Source organism: Mesorhizobium sp. M0998, assembly GCF_040318885.1.
Taxonomy (GTDB): Bacteria; Pseudomonadota; Alphaproteobacteria; order Rhizobiales; family Rhizobiaceae; genus Mesorhizobium.
The window spans coordinates 63594-80327 of sequence record NZ_JAMYND010000030.1; the positions used below are offsets into that span (position 1 = coordinate 63594).

The window sequence follows — 16734 nt, forward strand, 5'->3', positions numbered from 1 at the left end:
CTTAGGGACACCGTGCGACGGCAATGTCGCGCCAAATTTCGTGACGCCGTCGTCGTGCAGTGCCTCACCTCCGACGGCACGGATCTGGCTGCAAAGCTCGTCGAGGCAGGCATTCTGTGCGTGCAGCCTGCGCAGGCGGGCTCGACCTACAAGGCTTGCGCGCCAGGTTCGTAGTTCTTGCCTCGAATGGAAGAAGGCTGGACGGACGATGTCACGACATTGTCGATTGCAAGGGTTTGTGTAGTGTGTCTGAGCGACTGTAGCGGCAGATCGGTCCGCCGGTAGCCCGCTATTACCCGGCTGTAAAGATGGCTCGTTACGATATTCTGACGGTGTGTTCTACCAACCACACCGAAACCAAAAATTATCTCGCATTTGCGAAATGGGTTGGAATTGGCGCAGAAAGCTGTTACGCGCTTTTGAGTACCTTAGCGGTTGGGTGGGCCTCAGGTAACGTGGGTCAGAAGGATTGATGCGGATGAACCTAGTTTTGAAAAGTGCGTTGGCCGGAGTTGTTGCGTTGGCCGGCTTCGCCCCGGTGTCGTCTTTCGCGCAGGATGGGTCGTGCACCTGTGCAGCTGCCTATAACGGCGTAAATCCGATTGGATCGCTCGGCAGCGTCAATGGCGACGTGATGATCTCGCAGGTGGCTGGCTATGGCCCGGCGCAAGCGGGCGGCGCGCTTGATTTCGGCAGCCGTGTCGTGGTTGGCTCCAAGGGCTCGGCTTCGGTTCAGGTTGGTGGCTGCAATGTGAGCGTCCCGGCGAATTCGACGCTCGATATCTCGCGTGTCGAGAATAAGATCTGCCTCAATGTCTTGGGTTCTGAGAAGACCGCCCAGACGGGCAATACCAACAGCACCAACTACACGCCGGCCCTTATTTTTGGCGGCATGGCTCTTGGGGCTGGTGTTCTGGCTGCAACGGCGGACAAAGATCACGGCGTCAGCAATTGAGCTGGCTGTAGATAGCGGGATAATGGCAGCGGAGGCGCAGAGTGCTTCTGCTGCGCGCCTGTTGTTGCTGACACGAGTGCCTTGGGCTAAACGTTGGAGTAACGATCGGAGAGGCTTAGGCCCAAGGCGGCGTGCGGATGTCTGATGCCGGCGGATATGACGGCATGAGGGCCGGAGCGCCTGTCCATCCGGGCATTTGTACGCGACGGGGCCGAAACCTTCGGTTTTGCGGCGTGTAGGCGTGAATTGCAGGCTCGCATTGTGGCGACGATCAAAGTCGATTCAGTTGTAGGCGGCATGAGCGGAGCGCTGGATACGTTAGGCGTAAGACTTGGCCTTGCTCCAGTTCTGTTGGGCGGCGCTGATATCGGTGATGCGGTGGTGATCATCGGCCTGCATGATGACGACTCTGTCAGCCAGTAGCTGGAACCTGGCATTCATCCTATTGCATGAGCTTGACAAGCGCGTCGCTCGCAGCCCTGCGGGTGACGCATTTTCGGTTTTTCGCGATGACGCCGCCATGTTGCTTCGTTGTAGTCACAAACGCCCATGATCGATCTGCATTCCCATATCTTGCCTGGCCTCGACGACGGCTCGCCCAGCCTTGCCGAATCGCTGGAAATGGCTCGACTGGCGGTGGCCGACGGAACAACCCACATGGCGTGCACACCACACGTGACGCCCGGCGTATACGAAAATGGAACATCGAACATTGTTCGGGCGGTTCAAGAGTTACACCAGGCGCTGCGCGACGCCGCCATACCACTTGCTCTCTACGTCGGTGCAGACGTTCACATAGCGCCGGATCTTCCGGACCAATTGGCGGCGGGCAGCGTGCCGACCTTAAACAGGTCCCGCTATTTTCTGTTCGAACCGCCGCATCATGTTCTACCTCCACGAATGGAGGGTCTTGCTCTACGCCTGATAAATGCCGGCTTTGTCCCGATTCTTACTCATCCTGAGCGTTTGACCTGGATCAAAACGAATTATGACGTTATCGAGAGGTTAAATGCTGTCGGCTGCCTTATCCAGCTTACCGCAGATTCGATTATTGGTGCTTTTGGACGCACGGCGCTTTACTATTCGGAAAAGCTGATTGACGAAGGCAGGGTGGATATCATCGCATCGGATACCCATAGCGCTACGCGCCGGCGTCCTGGGCTTTCGCAGGCGGTTGCTGCTGCTGCCAAGCGGTGCGGGGAAGACGAGGCCCGCAACATGGTGTTGAAACGTCCAGGCGAAATATTGGCGAACCGGACCATCGAGGCGGTGGGAAAAGCGCGTCCGAAAAAGCCAAACACCGCCAACAGTGGCCGTTTTGGAGGATTTGGTCGCTTGTTCAAGGGCGGGACAGCGTGATGGGAATTTTTCGTTTCGCAAGAAACCATGTGGGCACTACATCCGTCGTGCTCGCTTTTTTAGCAATGTCGGCCTGCACGAGTACCTCGTCGACGACACCGTCTTCGTCGAGTTCGGTCGATGCGCTGCAATTGACGTCATCGTCGACGCCACTTGGGAGCGGTGGCGCTCTGCAGGTGGTAAAAGACCTGCCTGCGCCACAAAACACCCAGAACGGCAGCGAGCAGCCTTTGTCTCCGAACGATGTGCTCGAGGTGAATGTGTTCCAGGTCGATAATTTGAACAGAACCGTTCAAGTCGACGCCGGCGGACAAATTTCGCTTCCGCTTATCGGCACTGTCACCGCGGCAGGAAAAACCGTTCGCCAACTAGAGCAGGAAATCGAAACTGCCTATGGTTCCAATTATCTGCAGTCGCCCGACGTGACGGTTTTCGTAAAGGAATCGATTGGGCAACGCATAACCGTTGACGGAGAGGTCAACAAAGCCGGCATATATCCGGTGTCGAGCAATTCTTCGCTTCTGGACGCAATCGCTCTGGCAGGAAATTTCAGTCCGATAGGAGACGCAAAGAAGGTCTTCATCTACCGTAACATCGGCACGAATACGCTGGTCGCCAATTACAATGTGGAAGCCATTCGTGCCGGCAAGGCCCGTAACCCGCGCATCTACGGTGGCGACAAGGTCGTCGTCTTCGCGTCAAGCTCGAAGATAGCGGTGAACAATCTCAAGGACGCGCTCGGCATAGCCTCAAGTGCAGCCCGAATTGCCGTGGTTCCGGGGTTATAGGTCGCAGCCGAGCAGAATATACTCGAAATCTAGGAACACCTCGCGCCATGCTCGATCGCAACAGGCAGCAAATTGCAGGTCCAGGACATGGCCAGGCTTTGTCCGCCGACCTCTATTATGACGGTGGGCAAAACTACAGCCCTTATGGCCGAGACTATTCGGAGCAGGAACAGGGTTTCAATCCGCTCAAGCTGCTCTTCTACGTCGTCCAGTATAGGTGGCTGTTCGTCATGATGGTGGCAGCCGGGCTTGTTGCAGGCCTCATTGTTACGATGATGCAGACGCCAAAATACCAGGCAACGACGCAATTGGAAGTGCTGGTCCCCTCCGCCAAGGTCTTCCAGGACATCGAGGTCGTTTCTGAAAATGCGGATGTACGGGCCTTCCTGACCGCACGTGAGAAGCTCAAAAGCCGGGCATTGGCGCAGCGCGTTGTGTTCCAATTGGGCTTGAGCGAAAAACCGGACTTCCTTTTCCCTACGCCGAACTTCTCGCTCTCCAATATCTTCTATCGCGCCTTCGGAATCTCCAAGTCACCTTCCATCGAACAGAAGACGCCCGAAGAACGTGAAGAGATCGCGATAAAGCGCATTCTGAATGAACTCACGGTCAATCTGGTCACCAACACGAGTCTGCTGTCGATCACTTTCGCCGATCAGAACCCGAAATACGCAAGCGATGTCGCCAACCAGGTCGCGCAAAGCTTTATAGATCAGCGCCTCGACCAGACCAGCGAAACGTCCGACCTAGCGCGCCAGTTCATCCAGGAGCAAGTCTTGCAGGTGAAGCAAAAGCTTCAGAAATCGGAAGAGGAACTGGTAGCCTACGCCAAGGATGCCGGCATCACGGTAACCGGCGACGACAAATCCTTGATAGGCTCGAATATCGAGGCTCTGAACGAGGCACTTGCGAAAGCAATCCAGGACCGTCTCGATGCAGGACGGGCGGTGGACCAGATCGATAAAGGCCGCGGCTCGAGTCTCGGGCCGGTCTTGGAAAGCGAAGGCCTGCAGAAGCTGAGCGACAAGCTTGCGGACTTGACGAGCCAGTACCAACAGAAGCTGGGTATTTTGAAACCCGGCTTTCCTGAAATGCAGCAGCTTCAGGCGCAGATTAAAGAGTTGCAGCGGCTCTACAACAATGGCGTTCTGGCCATTACGGATTCGCTACGCTTGAAATATCAGGAGGCGCAGAACAAGGAAGCTGACCTCAAGAGCAAGCTTGCTGAAATGGAAAAGCAGCAGGTCGTGTTCAACGATAAGAATATCAAATACACGATCTTGAAGCGTGAGGTCGATTCGAACCGGTCGCAATACGACAGTCTTATTTCCAAGCTCAACGAAGTCGGCGTCAGCTCGGAATTGAAGACACAGAGTGCAGCCATCGTTGATTTTGCTGCGCTCCCAGATCGCCCATACTCTCCACGTCTCAGCATCAATCTTGCTATCGCGCTATTTCTTTTCGTTGTCCTGACCGCGACGATAATTTACATCATGGAGCTGTTGAACAACACCTTCACCAATCCCGAGCAGATCGAAAAGGAACTCGGGCTGCCGATGCTCGGCATATTGCCGCTCGTCGACGACCGCGAACTCATGGCCAGCATCACCGATCAGAAATCCGGGCTCTCTGAGGCTTACCGCTCGCTCCGAACGTCGTTGCAATTCTCCGGCGCCGAAGGAGCACCACGTTCATTGCTGGTGACAAGTTCCGAGCCCGCGGAGGGCAAGTCGACGACATCGTTCAAGCTCGGGCAGGACTTTGCGGCACTCGGTGCAAGGGTTCTCATTGTCGACGGAGACCTTCGGAAACCGAATCTTCATCGCCTGTTTGGTCTCGACAACACAATCGGCCTGAGCAATTTGCTGACGAACACTGTCCGCAAAGAGGACCTGGCGAGCATTTTCAGGGCAACGAAGTATCCAAACGTCACCGTTTTGACTTCTGGGACGATTCCCCCAAATCCCGCGGATCTGCTCTCGTCACCGAAGATGGCTCTGATCATTACCAATCTCGGGAAGCGGTTCGATGTTGTAATCATCGACGCGCCGCCGATCGTCGGCCTCTCGGACGCGCCCATCCTCAGCCGGCTTGCCGAGGGTACATTGATGGTCATCTCCACCAATCAGGTGACACGCAAGTCTGCAAAGGCGGCATTGAAGCGCATGCGAGCCGCCGGTGCCAACGTTGTTGGAGCCGCGATGTCAAAATTCGCGGTGAACAAGTTCGACTATAACTACGCCTACAAGTACATGAATTACCAATATTATAACTATGGCGCAGATACAGCGAAGATTGAGGGCAAAGTGGATGATGGAGCAGACCAGCCCGCTTATGCGAAATCTCCGGCGTTCAAGCGTTTGGTTCGTCGCCTCCGTTCTAGTATTGGCAGCTTCGTCGATCGGGCTAAGTCGGCTACTTGAAACGGAAACACCAGCCGTTTCTCTAGCGCTGGATCCGCTGAACGTCGATGCGCTGATAAGCGAGATTACCGATGATCTGAGCGATACGAATAGCACTCCGGATCTCGAGGGCTTGCTTGCTAAGGCCAAGGACGCGCTTCGTTTCAACTTGGCCGACGCACGCCTCTACAGCCTGATCGGCGAGATCAAATATCGACAAGGCGAGAAAGACGAAGCCTATGAGTTGTTCGACCAGGCTCGTAAGTTATCCAAAACGGAAATCCATGCGCTCCAGAGGTCTATTGGCCATTCGACGGAGACGAGTGATTTGTCGAAGGCCGTCGGCGAAATCGACATATTGCTGCGGCGGTGGCCAGACCAATTTCCGGCGATCGCCGATGGCCTGCCGGCGATCCTTTCGAATCCCGACGGATATCAGGCCATGCTGACGGCTATTACGGCGGAGACGCCTTGGAGACCCAGCCTCTTCGTTGCACTGGCCAATAATCCCAAGGGACTCGACTACGCAAACCGACTGCTGCTCGATCTGACTGGATCGAACGCGCGACCGAAATTGGGTGAGTTAGCCATTGTGATCAACGGTTACATCCGTCAAAGGGAATTTGAACAAGCATATCGGCTGTTTCTTTTCACCTTGTCTGACCAGGAGCGTAAGTTGGCCGGCTACGTCTTCAACAGCACATTCGAACCGATCCCCAGCGGCAGGCCGTTTGATTGGCAGGTCCATGATCAGTCCGGCCTGGAGGTGACGTTTGCGACATCCCAGGATGCGGTGGAGGGTGAGGGCGGGGCGACAGTCCGGTTCTTGAACACGCCGGTGAAGAATTCCGCTCTGCAGCAGTATATCGAGCTGCCTCCTGGATCCTATAGGATTTCTCTGGTTGCATCAGCGAGAAATCTCAAGCTTCCGAAGGAATTATTCTGGTCAATTAGATGTCCCGGCGGTGAAATCGCGCGCTTCAATATTCCCGAAGGCACATTCAATCGCCAGACCATGAGTCAAGATTTTTCGGTTGGTCCGGACACATGTCGAATGCAAGTGTTGAGGCTGGAGACTGCCGCCATTGCCGAGAGCTGGCGATTTCGATATGTCGGCACCTTGATAATGCACAAATTGAGCGTTGAGAGACTTCCATCTTGAACGACCGGCCGTCGGAATGGGATAAATATCTCCTCGGCACGGTCTTGTTTGTATCGCTGCTGATCGGCGGGGGTACAGCGAGCGGCCTTTACACAGACACTCTGATCGAGGTCACGGCAATTGTTTCGGCGGCGGCCGTCTTTTCGCAAACCCCCAGCCAAACAATCGCCCGGCCTGTTCTTTGGCTGCTGGTCTTCGCCGTGGCATTGATTGGTTTGCAAATCGTCCCATTGCCGGCAGCCATATTCAATGGGTTGCGGCCGGAGCTGTTGCTCGGACATCCCTGGGTTGGAGAAAGCCGATTTCGCTTCATCAGCGTTGGGGTCGGCCGCACGGTCGAATGCCTGCTTTATCTTCTGGCCGCTGCAGCGTTTTTTTTGGCCGCGTTGCGTTTGCGTGCCGAGCAGGTCAGCGCGCTTCTTCCATTCTTCTTCATGGGCGTCATCTGCAATGGATTGGCGGGAGCGATTCAATATTCGCTCTCAGACGACGTCGCTATTAAGGGACTGTTGCCTTTCACGATCAACGCCGGGCTTTTTGCGAACCGGAATCATTTTGCGGCTTTGCTCTTTGTCTCGATCCCCTTCGTCGTTTATCATGGTCTCTTCCGTGGGCGACTTTTGTCCGGGTCGCTTGGACTGGTCACACTTTTGCTGCTGCTTTTGGCAGCTGGTTCGCGTGCCGGTGTTGTGATCGGGTTGGCGATCACCGTATTGTCCGTGGTCTTTCTCTCAGCTCGCTCGAGGGTGAGCGGGTTCAGCGTTCTTCTGATTTTTGTCGGGCTTTCGATCTACACGATGGGCGCGTGGACGAAGATCGACGTGGAGGCAATCGATCCGGCGTTCGGGCGCGGAGAATTCGCCCGAACGACGATCAAGGGGATCGAGGACAATTGGTCGACCGGCGTCGGATTTGGGAATTTTCAAAATGCCTATCAAATATACGAAAGGGAGGGCATGATTTTCAGGCAATACGTCAATCATGCTCATAATGAATACCTTGAAATTACCTTCGAAGGGGGAATTCCTGCTATCCTGCTTATGGCAGGCTATTTCGTACTGCTTTTCGCTGCACTTGCCAGGGTTCGCCGTGACCCCCTTCAGAAGGCGGCATTCCTCTCTGTGTCTTTTCTTCTCATTCATTCGCTGGTCGATTATCCGCTGCGAACCGGGGCGCTGGCGATGACCTTTGCCTATATGAACGCCATCATCTTCCACAAAGGATTTGCCGAACGCTTGAGCCGCAAGAGCGAGATGATCGAGATCGATCACAACGGTGACAAGCTGTTTGTTCCCATCGGAACTTCGTCCTAGCGACCTCGTCGCCACGGCTGGCGCCGCCAGAACATGGCGGACCGCTGTGAGGCGAGCCGGCTCCTGGCTCTCGGGTTCCGAGGCTCAGGCAACATTTTCCTGCCACTACCAAGTGCAATCGTTCACTGAGCAGAAATTTCCCGATTTTGCCGGCCATACGGAAAATTCATTCCCGAACCATTCGGCCGCAAGCCTGTCTTGCATTGTTCTGGACCGCAACGATCTGCTAGAACGCCCGCACGAGAATAGATTGTCCGGAAGTGCAGTTTGAATCGGGCGGCTGAAGGTCGCCTCCGATGCAGCCCTTTCTGTGGATCGGTACGAAAGAACGCTCGCAGCCCATGAATATCGCACTTACGCACCTTCAGCGGCTTGAGGCTGAATCCATCCATATCTTTCGCGAGGTGGCCGCGGCCTTCGCCAAGCCGGTGATGCTCTATTCGGTCGGCAAGGATTCGTCCGTGCTCATGCACCTGGCGATGAAGGCATTCTATCCGGCCAAGCCGCCCTTTCCCTTTCTCCATGTCGACACGACCTGGAAATTCCGCGAGATGATCGCCTTTCGCGACCAGATGCAGCAAAAGCTCGGCTTCGACCTCCTGGTCCATGTCAATGAAGACGGCGTGCGCGACAACATCAATCCGTTCGACCACGGCTCCAACACCCACACCCATGTAATGAAGACTGTTGCTCTGCGGCAGGCGCTCGACAAATACGGATTTGACGCAGCCTTCGGCGGTGCCCGTCGCGACGAGGAGAAGTCGCGCGCCAAGGAGCGCATCTTCTCGTTCCGCAACGCCCAGCACGTCTGGGATCCGAAGAACCAGCGGCCCGAGATGTGGAAGATTTTCAACACCCGCGTCGCTGCCGGTGAATCGATCAGGGTGTTCCCGTTGTCGAACTGGACCGAGCTCGACATCTGGCAGTACATTCTTCAGGAAGACATCCCGATCGTGCCCCTGTATCTGGCCAAGGAGCGGCCGGTCGTCGAGCGCGATGGCATGCTCATCCTGAGGGATGACGAGCGCATGCAGCTGCGGCCCGGCGAAACAGTGGAGAACCGGATGGTGCGCTTCCGCACGCTCGGCTGCTATCCGCTGACCGGCGCGATCGACTCGGAGGCCGACACTCTGGAGGCGATAGTCGGCGAAATGCTCACGGCGCGCACTTCCGAGCGGCAAGGTCGCCTGATCGACCGTGATGAAGCCGGCTCGATGGAAAAGAAGAAGCGCGAGGGGTATTTCTGAGTATGCGCCATATCATGGCCAAGAGCCTCGCCCCGACCGACGGCGTCCGCGACTATCTGGCGGCGCAGGAACGAAAATCACTGCTGCGCTTCCTGACCTGCGGCTCGGTCGACGACGGTAAGTCGACGCTGATCGGGCGCCTGCTTTCCGACACCAAGCAGATTTTCGAGGACCAGCTGGCCACGCTCGAGCGCGATTCGCGCAAGCACGGCACCACCGGCGACGACGTCGACTTCGCGCTGCTGGTCGACGGCCTCGAGGCCGAGCGCGAGCAAGGCATCACGATCGACGTCGCCTATCGCTTCTTCGCCACGCCAAAGCGCAAGTTCATCGTCGCCGACACGCCCGGCCACGAACAGTACACGCGTAACATGGCGACAGGTGCATCGACCGCCGATCTCGCCATCGTGCTGATCGATGCTCGCCAGGGCGTACTGCGCCAGACAAGGCGGCATTCGATAATTGCCTCGCTTCTGGGCATTCGCCACATCGTGCTCGCCGTGAACAAGATCGATCTTGTCGGTTTCGACGAGGCGGTTTTTAAACGGATCGTCGCGGATTACGCACAGTTCTCACGTGAGCTCGGCTTCCAGACGATCGTGCCCATCCCTATGTCGGCCCGCTATGGCGACAACGTTACCGGCCGTTCCGACAGGACGGACTGGTTTTCCGGCCCGACGCTGATCGAACATCTCGAAGCCGTCTCGGTCGACGAGGCCGCGGTCGAATTGCCGTTCCGGTTTCCTGTCCAATATGTGAACCGCCCCAATCTCGATTTCCGCGGTTTCGCCGGCACCATAGCCTCTGGGTCGGTTGCGCCAGGCGACGAGGTGGTCGTCGCCAAATCCGGCAAATCCTCCCGTGTCAGGCGCATCGTTTCGCATGGCGGCGACCTTCAGCAGGCCATTGCCGGCCAGGCCATCACCCTTGTCCTCGACGACGAGGTCGAAGTCTCGCGCGGCAATATGCTGGTGTCGCCGGCGGCGCGGCCGCAGGTCGCCGACCAGTTCGCCGCCAACATCGTCTGGTTCGACGAACACGCGCTGCTGCCCGGCCGCTCCTACATCCTGCGCACCGAGACCGACCAGACCAGCGCCACCGTCACCGACCTGAAATACCGCGTCAACGTCAACGACTTTGCCCATGAGGCGGCCAAGTCGCTTGAAATGAACGAAGTCGGCATCTGCAATATCTCGACGCGGTCGCCGATCGCCTTCGATCCGTTTGCCGAAAACCGCACCACCGGCGCCTTCATCCTGATCGACCGCATCACCAACGCCACGGTCGGCGCCGGCATGATCCTGCATTCGCTGCGCCGCGCCGAAAACATCCATTGGCAGTCGCTCGATGTCGGCAAGCGCGCCCGCGCCGATATGAAGAACCAGCGGCCGGCCGTGTTCTGGTTCACCGGGCTTTCGGGCTCGGGCAAGTCGACCATCGCCAATCTGTTCGAAAAGAAGCTGTTCGCCACTGGGCGCCATACCTACATTCTGGATGGCGACAACGTCCGTCACGGCCTCAACCGCGATCTCGGTTTCACCGACGCCGATCGTGTCGAAAACATTCGCCGCGTCGCCGAAGTGGCACGCCTGATGGCCGACGCCGGGCTGATCGTCATCGTGTCGTTCATCTCGCCGTTCAGCGCCGAGCGGCGCATGGCGCGCGAACTGATGGCCGACGGCGAATTCGTCGAGGTGTTTGTCGACACACCCTTCGAGGAATGCGCCAGGCGCGATCCGAAGGGTCTCTATGCGCGGGCGTTGAACGGCGAGATCAAGAATTTCACCGGCGTCGATTCACCGTATGAGGTGCCGGAAAAGCCCGAAATTCATCTCAAGACACTCGGCAGATCGGCCGAGGAGATGGTGGACGCCCTGGAACACTGGCTGAACGAGCGGGACATTGCCGAAGACCAATATGACAGCGGCGGCGGTATCTGACGACGAAGCGGTGCTCGCCGTCTTCGAGCACCTTGCCCTGGCGGCGGGGCGCGAGGTGATGCGCGTCTTTCGTGCCGGCTGTGCGGTCGACAGCAAGTCGGACAGTTCGCCAGTGACGGAGGCGGATCGCGAGAGCGAGAAGATCATCCTTGCCGGGCTGCGCGCCGCATTTCCCGAGATTCCGTGCGTGGCCGAGGAAGAAGCTTCGGCCGGCATCATGGCGCCAGATCTCGGCGACGCCTTCTTCCTGATCGATCCTCTCGACGGCACCAAGGAGTTCGTCAACCGGCGGACCGATTTCACTGTCAACATCGCGCTGGTTCGCCACGGCGTGCCTGAGATCGGCGTTGTCTTCGCGCCTTGCACCGGCCGCTTCTTTTCCGGCCGGCCGGGCAAAGCGGAAACGATCGAGATCAATCAAGACTACGAGATCGTCGATCGCCAGCCGATTTCGGCAAGGGCCGGTATGGTGCCGCTGACCGTCGTTGCCAGCCGCTCCCACAACACGCCGGAAACCGACGCCTATATCCGCGCGCTTGGCGCCGCCGAGATCGTCTCGGTCGGCTCGTCGCTGAAATTCTGTCTCGTTGCTGGCGCCGAGGCAGACGTCTATCCACGCTTCGGCCGCACCATGGAGTGGGATACGGCCGCGGGTGACGCGGTGCTACGCGCCGCCGGCGGCATGACGCGCACGCTGGATGGTGAGCCGCTCGCCTACGGCAAGCGCAACCAGAGTGACGACGAGGATTTCGCCAACCCGCATTTTATCGCCAGCGGCAAGGCTGCTGGATTTGGCTAGACGGTGATTGCGCCGTTCCAGACCCGTACGAAAGTGCGGGTGTTGCACGTGACTTATGCAAGCGACCTCAGATACTGCTCGAGATCTGTAAACACAGCGGTACGATCCCATCCAGCCGACAGTTGGGTCGGCGTGGCCGATTCGCTTCGTGTGCGGTCGATGCTGCGGGGCCTTCACACGGGTGTATCCAAATTGCTGTATACCGATAGACTTGAACGGCTATACGAGCGAGTGATGGCGTTCCACATCAAAAATCCCGAGACCGACGCACTGGCCCGCCGGCTCGCCGCAGTTAAGAGGACTGGTCTGACAGAGGCCGTCCATGCCGCGCTCAAGCATGAGCTTGAGCGCGAACAGGCTAGACGGTCCCTGGTAGAGATCGGCGTCAGGTTCTGCCGTGATCTGCGAGCCCGGGGCAAGCCTGATCGCGGCAGGCCCGCCGACAAGGCGTTTCGCGACAGCCTGTACGAGAATGACTGATGTTCACCGACGCCTCGGCCCTGACGGCGCTGATGACCAACGAGGATGATGCGCGAACTCCTGGCCGGGACCCGGCGCGCCTGAACGGTGTTGAACCGGACTTTACTTGGCTGGCCACGGTCCAGATTGGATCACGTTCAAGAACCTAAAGTGCGGCGGGCTTGCTTCGGATGGTTAAGGCCAGGAGCGCCTCTGAAAGTCGTTTCTTCGCCCGCTCCACCCCGTTCTCGTCGATTGCCTCAACATCGAGGAACAAGTCGAGACCAGTCGCATGCTCGCTGATGACCTGAGGGCGCTGGGCGAGTTCACCCAGGAGGCCCTCGACTTCGTAGGGGACAACCTCCCGGCTGATCCCCTTCATGGCAATGGGTGCTAACGGACGCGCCCGGACAAGGTCGCGCACGAGCGCGTAAGTCTCATAGCTGAGGCAGATGCCGCCGGGCTCGGCAATCGACTGCAGCCGGGCCGCCAAGTTCGCCTCGGCTCCAATGATCGTGTAGTCCATCCGATCATCGGAACCGAAGTTCCCAACGTTGCAATAGCCCGTGTTGATGCCCATGCGAGCTCGGAAGGGCCGTTCAACTCCGCGGTCATGCCACACCCTGTTCAACTGCTCCAGCCGACGCTGCATGTCGACAGCCATGCGCAAGCAGGCTCTCGCGTCTTCCTCGACGCCTTGCGTCTCGGGGTCTCCGAAGAACACAAGAAGCGCGTCGCCGATGAACTTGTCGACGGTGCCGCCGTGTTTGAGCGCGATCGTCGACATCTCGGTAAAGTACTCGTTGAGGAGAAGCGTCAGATCCTCGGGCTGGAGCCGTTCCACGATCGCGGTGAAATCCTTGACGTCGGAGAAAAAGATCGTGAGCTTCTTGCGCTCGGTCGCGATGGTGACGTCCTTCTGGCCGCTGAAGATGCTTTTGTAGATTTGAGGCGAAAGGTATTTGGCGATCTTCAATGAAATGGCGGCCAGGAAGTCGTTTGCCTCCGAAAGCTCCTTGTTGATGCCCTGAATCAACGCGGACTGCCGACGCTGCAGGAGAATGAACGTCAGGCCCGCCGCCGCAGCGAAACCGAAATACAGGAGCAGATACTTGAAGGTCAGCACGTTCGCAGCAATAGGCTGATTGACTGATATCTCCTGGATCCCTCGGACATCCCCCACCTTCCAGTCCGTCTTGGGGCTGTCTGGGTGTGAGTTATGGCAGGTCACGCACACTTGTCCCATTATGACAGGGGCCGCGGCGCGCACCTGCCGGTCAAACAGTGAGCCCGAGACCTCGATGATCGGCTCCTTCGGGTTGGCGCGCAAAGCCAAGATTGCATTCCGCTCGAACGCATCGAGCTGGTGGGTCGCGCGACCTTTGAAAGGCAGATCCGAGACGAACCGATATTTGACCGAGCCGTCATGAGCGCTGATGCGGTTGCCCAGTTCGATCGAGAGGGTTGCTGGAATAGGGATCGCGCCTGGCACGTCCCGGTAGTTGTGCGTCGCAGTCACGGCGCCGTTAGCTTGCAGCACGCGTCCCACGACGTCGCTGCCGTAGAATCCGCGCATTTCGTCGATGATGCGGCTGATTTCGCTGGCTTGCCTGCGCAGCATCCGTTCCGATAGGTCTCGGAGGTCGAGCCAGGCTGCAACGGGCAGACCGACAAGGCCGATGACCACTGCCGCCACCAGGAGCGGTCCCATGGTGCGCTGCTGACGCGCAATCTGTTCACCCAGTCCAGCCATTGTGCAAGCGCCCGGCCGTCTTAGTATGTGAACTATAGCTCATTCCCGGCACGGTACCAGAGTCAGTCTTGGCTCGATGAAAACAGGTCAGCCCTGCAACGTCGGACCGACCTTGAGCGGTTGTTGCGAAGCCCCGACCGCTCACAGCGGATTTCGCATTCTGGCGCTGGACGGGCAATGAATCAGTGAAGGGGATGTCGCAAACTCGCTTGTGGCCCGGAATGCGCTCCGCGATAACCGCTCAGGAGTCAAAAATCACCTCTGACAAGGTTGAGACTTGCAGTCGGAGAGCGGGTCGGAAAAGAAAGCGTCCCGCAAAACGTATCCGCGCGTCGGTCGACTATGGAATGGGCCACCGCGGCGGGGCGGCGCGCGTTGCCGGCAGCATGACGCGGACCTGGATAGTGCGCCGCTCGCCTGCGGTAAGCGCAACCTGAGGGAAGACGAGGATTTCGCCAATTTGCATTTCATTGCCAGCGGCAACGCTGCCACGGCCGCTTAGGCATCATGATGAACTCCAATCCCGTCCCGGCTCGTCGCGCCCCAATGACTCCGTCGCGGATGCGACGCCTGAGTGAGGCGCCTGTTTTCAGGCGAACGCTCGCGGCAGGGAATAACCATCCGGTGTGGATCGTGGCAGCGGCCTTTTCGCGTGTTAGACTGCTTGCATGGAGATCGACGCCGACAAGATCGACGAAGCCGTTCTGGGCCTGCTTTGGCTGACGCTGCATGAAGAGAGGCGCGCCTGGAAGGGGTTGGATTGGAATGCTCTGGATCGCTTGCACGAGAAGGGGCTGATCGCGAATCCGGCAAACAAGGCGAAGTCAGTGGTTCTGACAGATGAAGGACTGCGGCGTGCTGAGGAGCTATTCCGAACCCTGTTCACCCGCCCGGCGCCCTGAGTGGACGGGCGCCTGCGAGCTGATAGCGCACATGGCTGAATTTCGACACCGGCGCCGCGCTGACCGCAGGCGGGACGGCCAGTGCTCTCGCCGTGGCGGACAAATTGGTATTCGTCACCTACGCCAACGGGTGCATCCAGTCTGTTAAAGGCAGTGGCAGAGAACAGCGCAGCCGCGGCCCTCAATCAACGGCATTGTCGCGAGGTCCACCATCCGCAAGATGCTTCTGCCGGCGAAGCGGCCTGCGACCCGGAGAACCGGCTTATTGCGGTCCAGCTCGAGAGGAGTTGGGAAGCCACGCTCAGGCGCGTGGGGACCTGCGAGGCCCGGCTGAGCGAAGTCCAGCGTGTGGAGCCTGTCGACGCGGTTCCGGACTTCACGGGCCTTGCCCAGGATCTCAAGGCCACCTGGAATGCGCCGGGTGTCGACATGCGCTGTCGTCAGCAACTGCTGCGCGCGCTCATCAAGGACATCGTGGCGGATGTCGATGACCATTCGCGCGACGTGATCTTGACGATCCACTGGCATGGAGGCCAGCACTCGCAGGTACGGGTTCGCAAGCCCAAATCCGGAGAGCATGGCCAGCGTACGCCTGAGGAGGCTCTGGCGATCATGCTCCATGGCAACCCGGTGGTCGGATGCCGAAATCGCTGCCACACTCAACCGCATGGGCATGCAGACCGGTCAGGGAAAGACCTGGACCGCGCGACGCGTCCAATCGCTGCGCACGGTGCACAAGATCAGCGGCTATCGCTCGTCCGACAAGAATGGCGAGTGGCTCACTATGTCGGATGCGGCCGCGAAGCTTGGCGCGTCGCACGTCAAAATCCGCCGGTTCATCAGGGATGGCCTCTTACCCGCCGAGCAGGTCATGCGCGGCGCGCGCTACCAGATCCGCGCCAGCGACCTCGAAGACGAACGGATCAAGGCCGAACTGGCGCGCAATACTCCGCGTCGCATCCACGACGATAACCAGGAATCGCTATTTTCCGCCATTTGAAAAGGAGGTTCAAAATGAATCTGGAGGGTTCTGTCTAGTCGCGGGCGCGATTGGGCACGCACGGGTCGCGACTACATTAAAGCCTGATTGAACTGAACCGCGGGATGGCGGGCGGGGCTATGGGGATTTAGGGCTCGACAGTGTGTCCGAGGCGCCGGAGCGGGCTCGCCGATCGCTCTTGGGCGGTCGCCCGTCGTCGCGATACAGGACCATCTGCGACGCGAGAGACGCCGCCATTTGGGTCGTTGACGCTGAGGTGCAGCGTACCGCGCACCAGCGACCGGACCGGGCTCAATCCGTTCGCTGTCCTGCCGCCGACGGCGCCATCACCCAACGTGTCAGCCGCCGTGTGTTGTCGCACCTTGCGTTCCCGACTGCATCTTCTGCGACTTGGCGAGAACGTCGGCACGTGCTATCCGCGGCCAAGATGGTCCGGCAATTCAGCCGCTGTCGTGGCGGCCGGGAGCGGACTTGCAGCTTCTGGCCATCCTAAAAGCGATGGCAGACATTCAAGCAGGTGGGACTGCAGTCTCAACTGACCCAAAGGCGAAGATCCCGGATAGTGATGGGGTGGACGCCCCCTCGACGGCATCGATGTGCCAGAATGGTGGTGTTTGACAGCCACCGTAAGAGAGGGAGCGTCCACAATGGAAGT

Annotated in this window: 16 protein-coding genes; 14 read left to right on the forward strand and 2 right to left on the reverse strand. The window is 58.5% G+C overall.

All coding sequences use genetic code 11. The features are described from left to right. The first annotated feature begins 478 nt into the window (after positions 1–478). The 12 genes from NKH59_RS24620 to NKH59_RS24675 all read left to right on the forward strand — a co-directional run bounded on the left by NKH59_RS24620 (position 479) and on the right by NKH59_RS24675 (position 12594). Positions 479–955: a hypothetical protein gene (locus NKH59_RS24620; RefSeq protein WP_352979944.1), complete on the forward strand. Its 477-nt coding sequence runs from the start codon at positions 479–481 to the stop codon at positions 953–955. Positions 956–1216: 261 nt separating this feature from the next. Beyond that, entirely contained in the window at positions 1217–1378 is a 162-nt protein-coding gene (locus NKH59_RS24625) for a hypothetical protein (protein ID WP_352979942.1), read from the forward strand. A gap of 126 nt (positions 1379–1504) precedes the next feature. Further along, a complete protein-coding gene (locus tag NKH59_RS24630) occupies positions 1505–2314 on the forward strand; it encodes a tyrosine-protein phosphatase (protein WP_352979940.1) in 810 nt (269 codons plus the stop codon). Then, entirely contained in the window at positions 2314–3102 is a 789-nt protein-coding gene (locus NKH59_RS24635) for a polysaccharide biosynthesis/export family protein (RefSeq protein ID WP_353023371.1), read from the forward strand. The genes NKH59_RS24630 and NKH59_RS24635 overlap by 1 nt, the downstream gene beginning before the upstream one ends. A gap of 47 nt (positions 3103–3149) precedes the next feature. After that, the gene (locus NKH59_RS24640; protein WP_352979937.1) at positions 3150–5525 is read left to right on the forward strand and encodes a GumC family protein; all 2376 of its coding nucleotides are present in this window, start codon (positions 3150–3152) and stop codon (positions 5523–5525) included. Further along, positions 5413–6666, forward strand: a complete 1254-nt coding sequence (locus NKH59_RS24645) for a tetratricopeptide repeat protein (RefSeq protein WP_353023372.1) — start codon at positions 5413–5415, stop codon at positions 6664–6666. The genes NKH59_RS24640 and NKH59_RS24645 overlap by 113 nt, the downstream gene beginning before the upstream one ends. After that, the gene (locus NKH59_RS24650; protein WP_352979933.1) at positions 6663–7979 is read left to right on the forward strand and encodes an O-antigen ligase family protein; all 1317 of its coding nucleotides are present in this window, start codon (positions 6663–6665) and stop codon (positions 7977–7979) included. Before NKH59_RS24645 ends, NKH59_RS24650 begins: the two co-directional genes overlap by 4 nt. A 341-nt stretch (positions 7980–8320) precedes the next feature. Then, positions 8321–9226 carry a sulfate adenylyltransferase subunit CysD gene (cysD, locus tag NKH59_RS24655; RefSeq protein ID WP_352542804.1) on the forward strand — a complete coding sequence of 302 codons (906 nt, stop codon included), beginning with the start codon at positions 8321–8323 and terminating at the stop codon, positions 9224–9226. Between the two features lie 2 nt (positions 9227–9228). Continuing rightward, entirely contained in the window at positions 9229–11166 is a 1938-nt protein-coding gene (cysN, locus tag NKH59_RS24660) for a sulfate adenylyltransferase subunit CysN (protein ID WP_352979929.1), read from the forward strand. Next, positions 11144–11965: a 3'(2'),5'-bisphosphate nucleotidase CysQ gene (gene cysQ / locus NKH59_RS24665; protein ID WP_352979927.1), complete on the forward strand. Its 822-nt coding sequence runs from the start codon at positions 11144–11146 to the stop codon at positions 11963–11965. Before cysN ends, cysQ begins: the two co-directional genes overlap by 23 nt. 234 nt (positions 11966–12199) lie before the next feature. After that, positions 12200–12445, forward strand: a complete 246-nt coding sequence (locus NKH59_RS24670) for a type II toxin-antitoxin system VapB family antitoxin (RefSeq protein WP_352818583.1) — start codon at positions 12200–12202, stop codon at positions 12443–12445. Continuing rightward, positions 12445–12594 (forward strand): hypothetical protein, encoded by a 150-nt coding sequence (locus tag NKH59_RS24675; RefSeq protein WP_352821751.1) that lies wholly within the window; start codon positions 12445–12447, stop codon positions 12592–12594. Before NKH59_RS24670 ends, NKH59_RS24675 begins: the two co-directional genes overlap by 1 nt. Here NKH59_RS24675 and NKH59_RS24680 read toward each other — a convergent pair. Continuing rightward, complete coding sequence (locus tag NKH59_RS24680) at positions 12591–14177, reverse strand: adenylate/guanylate cyclase domain-containing protein (protein WP_352979925.1); 1587 nt, start codon at positions 14175–14177, stop codon at positions 12591–12593. The genes NKH59_RS24675 and NKH59_RS24680 overlap by 4 nt on opposite strands. Before the next feature lie 668 nt (positions 14178–14845). On the opposite strand from NKH59_RS24680, the gene NKH59_RS24685 reads away from it, so the two are divergent. After that, complete coding sequence (locus NKH59_RS24685) at positions 14846–15079, forward strand: DUF6429 family protein (protein ID WP_352542802.1); 234 nt, start codon at positions 14846–14848, stop codon at positions 15077–15079. A gap of 144 nt (positions 15080–15223) precedes the next feature. Here NKH59_RS24685 and NKH59_RS24690 read toward each other — a convergent pair whose 3' ends face one another. Then, entirely contained in the window at positions 15224–15736 is a 513-nt protein-coding gene (locus tag NKH59_RS24690) for a hypothetical protein (RefSeq protein WP_353023374.1), read from the reverse strand. A gap of 10 nt (positions 15737–15746) precedes the next feature. Between NKH59_RS24690 and NKH59_RS24695 the strand changes: the two genes are divergently transcribed. Next, a complete protein-coding gene (locus NKH59_RS24695; RefSeq protein WP_352979921.1) occupies positions 15747–16079 on the forward strand; it encodes a helix-turn-helix domain-containing protein in 333 nt (110 codons plus the stop codon). Positions 16080–16734: the final 655 nt, after the last annotated feature.

Coding starts and splice junctions, on each gene's coding strand:
- NKH59_RS24675 (WP_352821751.1), top strand. CDS start 12,445: ATGTTCACCGACGCCTCGGCCCTGACGGCGCTGATGACCAACGAGGAT.
- cysQ (WP_352979927.1), top strand. CDS start 11,144: ATGACAGCGGCGGCGGTATCTGACGACGAAGCGGTGCTCGCCGTCTTC.
- cysN (WP_352979929.1), top strand. CDS start 9,229: ATGCGCCATATCATGGCCAAGAGCCTCGCCCCGACCGACGGCGTCCGC.
- NKH59_RS24630 (WP_352979940.1), top strand. CDS start 1,505: ATGATCGATCTGCATTCCCATATCTTGCCTGGCCTCGACGACGGCTCG.
- NKH59_RS24640 (WP_352979937.1), top strand. CDS start 3,150: ATGCTCGATCGCAACAGGCAGCAAATTGCAGGTCCAGGACATGGCCAG.
- NKH59_RS24645 (WP_353023372.1), top strand. CDS start 5,413: ATGATGGAGCAGACCAGCCCGCTTATGCGAAATCTCCGGCGTTCAAGC.
- NKH59_RS24695 (WP_352979921.1), top strand. CDS start 15,747: ATGGGCATGCAGACCGGTCAGGGAAAGACCTGGACCGCGCGACGCGTC.
- NKH59_RS24670 (WP_352818583.1), top strand. CDS start 12,200: ATGGCGTTCCACATCAAAAATCCCGAGACCGACGCACTGGCCCGCCGG.
- NKH59_RS24635 (WP_353023371.1), top strand. CDS start 2,314: ATGGGAATTTTTCGTTTCGCAAGAAACCATGTGGGCACTACATCCGTC.
- NKH59_RS24620 (WP_352979944.1), top strand. CDS start 479: ATGAACCTAGTTTTGAAAAGTGCGTTGGCCGGAGTTGTTGCGTTGGCC.
- NKH59_RS24680 (WP_352979925.1), bottom strand. CDS start 14,177: ATGGCTGGACTGGGTGAACAGATTGCGCGTCAGCAGCGCACCATGGGA.
- NKH59_RS24685 (WP_352542802.1), top strand. CDS start 14,846: ATGGAGATCGACGCCGACAAGATCGACGAAGCCGTTCTGGGCCTGCTT.
- cysD (WP_352542804.1), top strand. CDS start 8,321: ATGAATATCGCACTTACGCACCTTCAGCGGCTTGAGGCTGAATCCATC.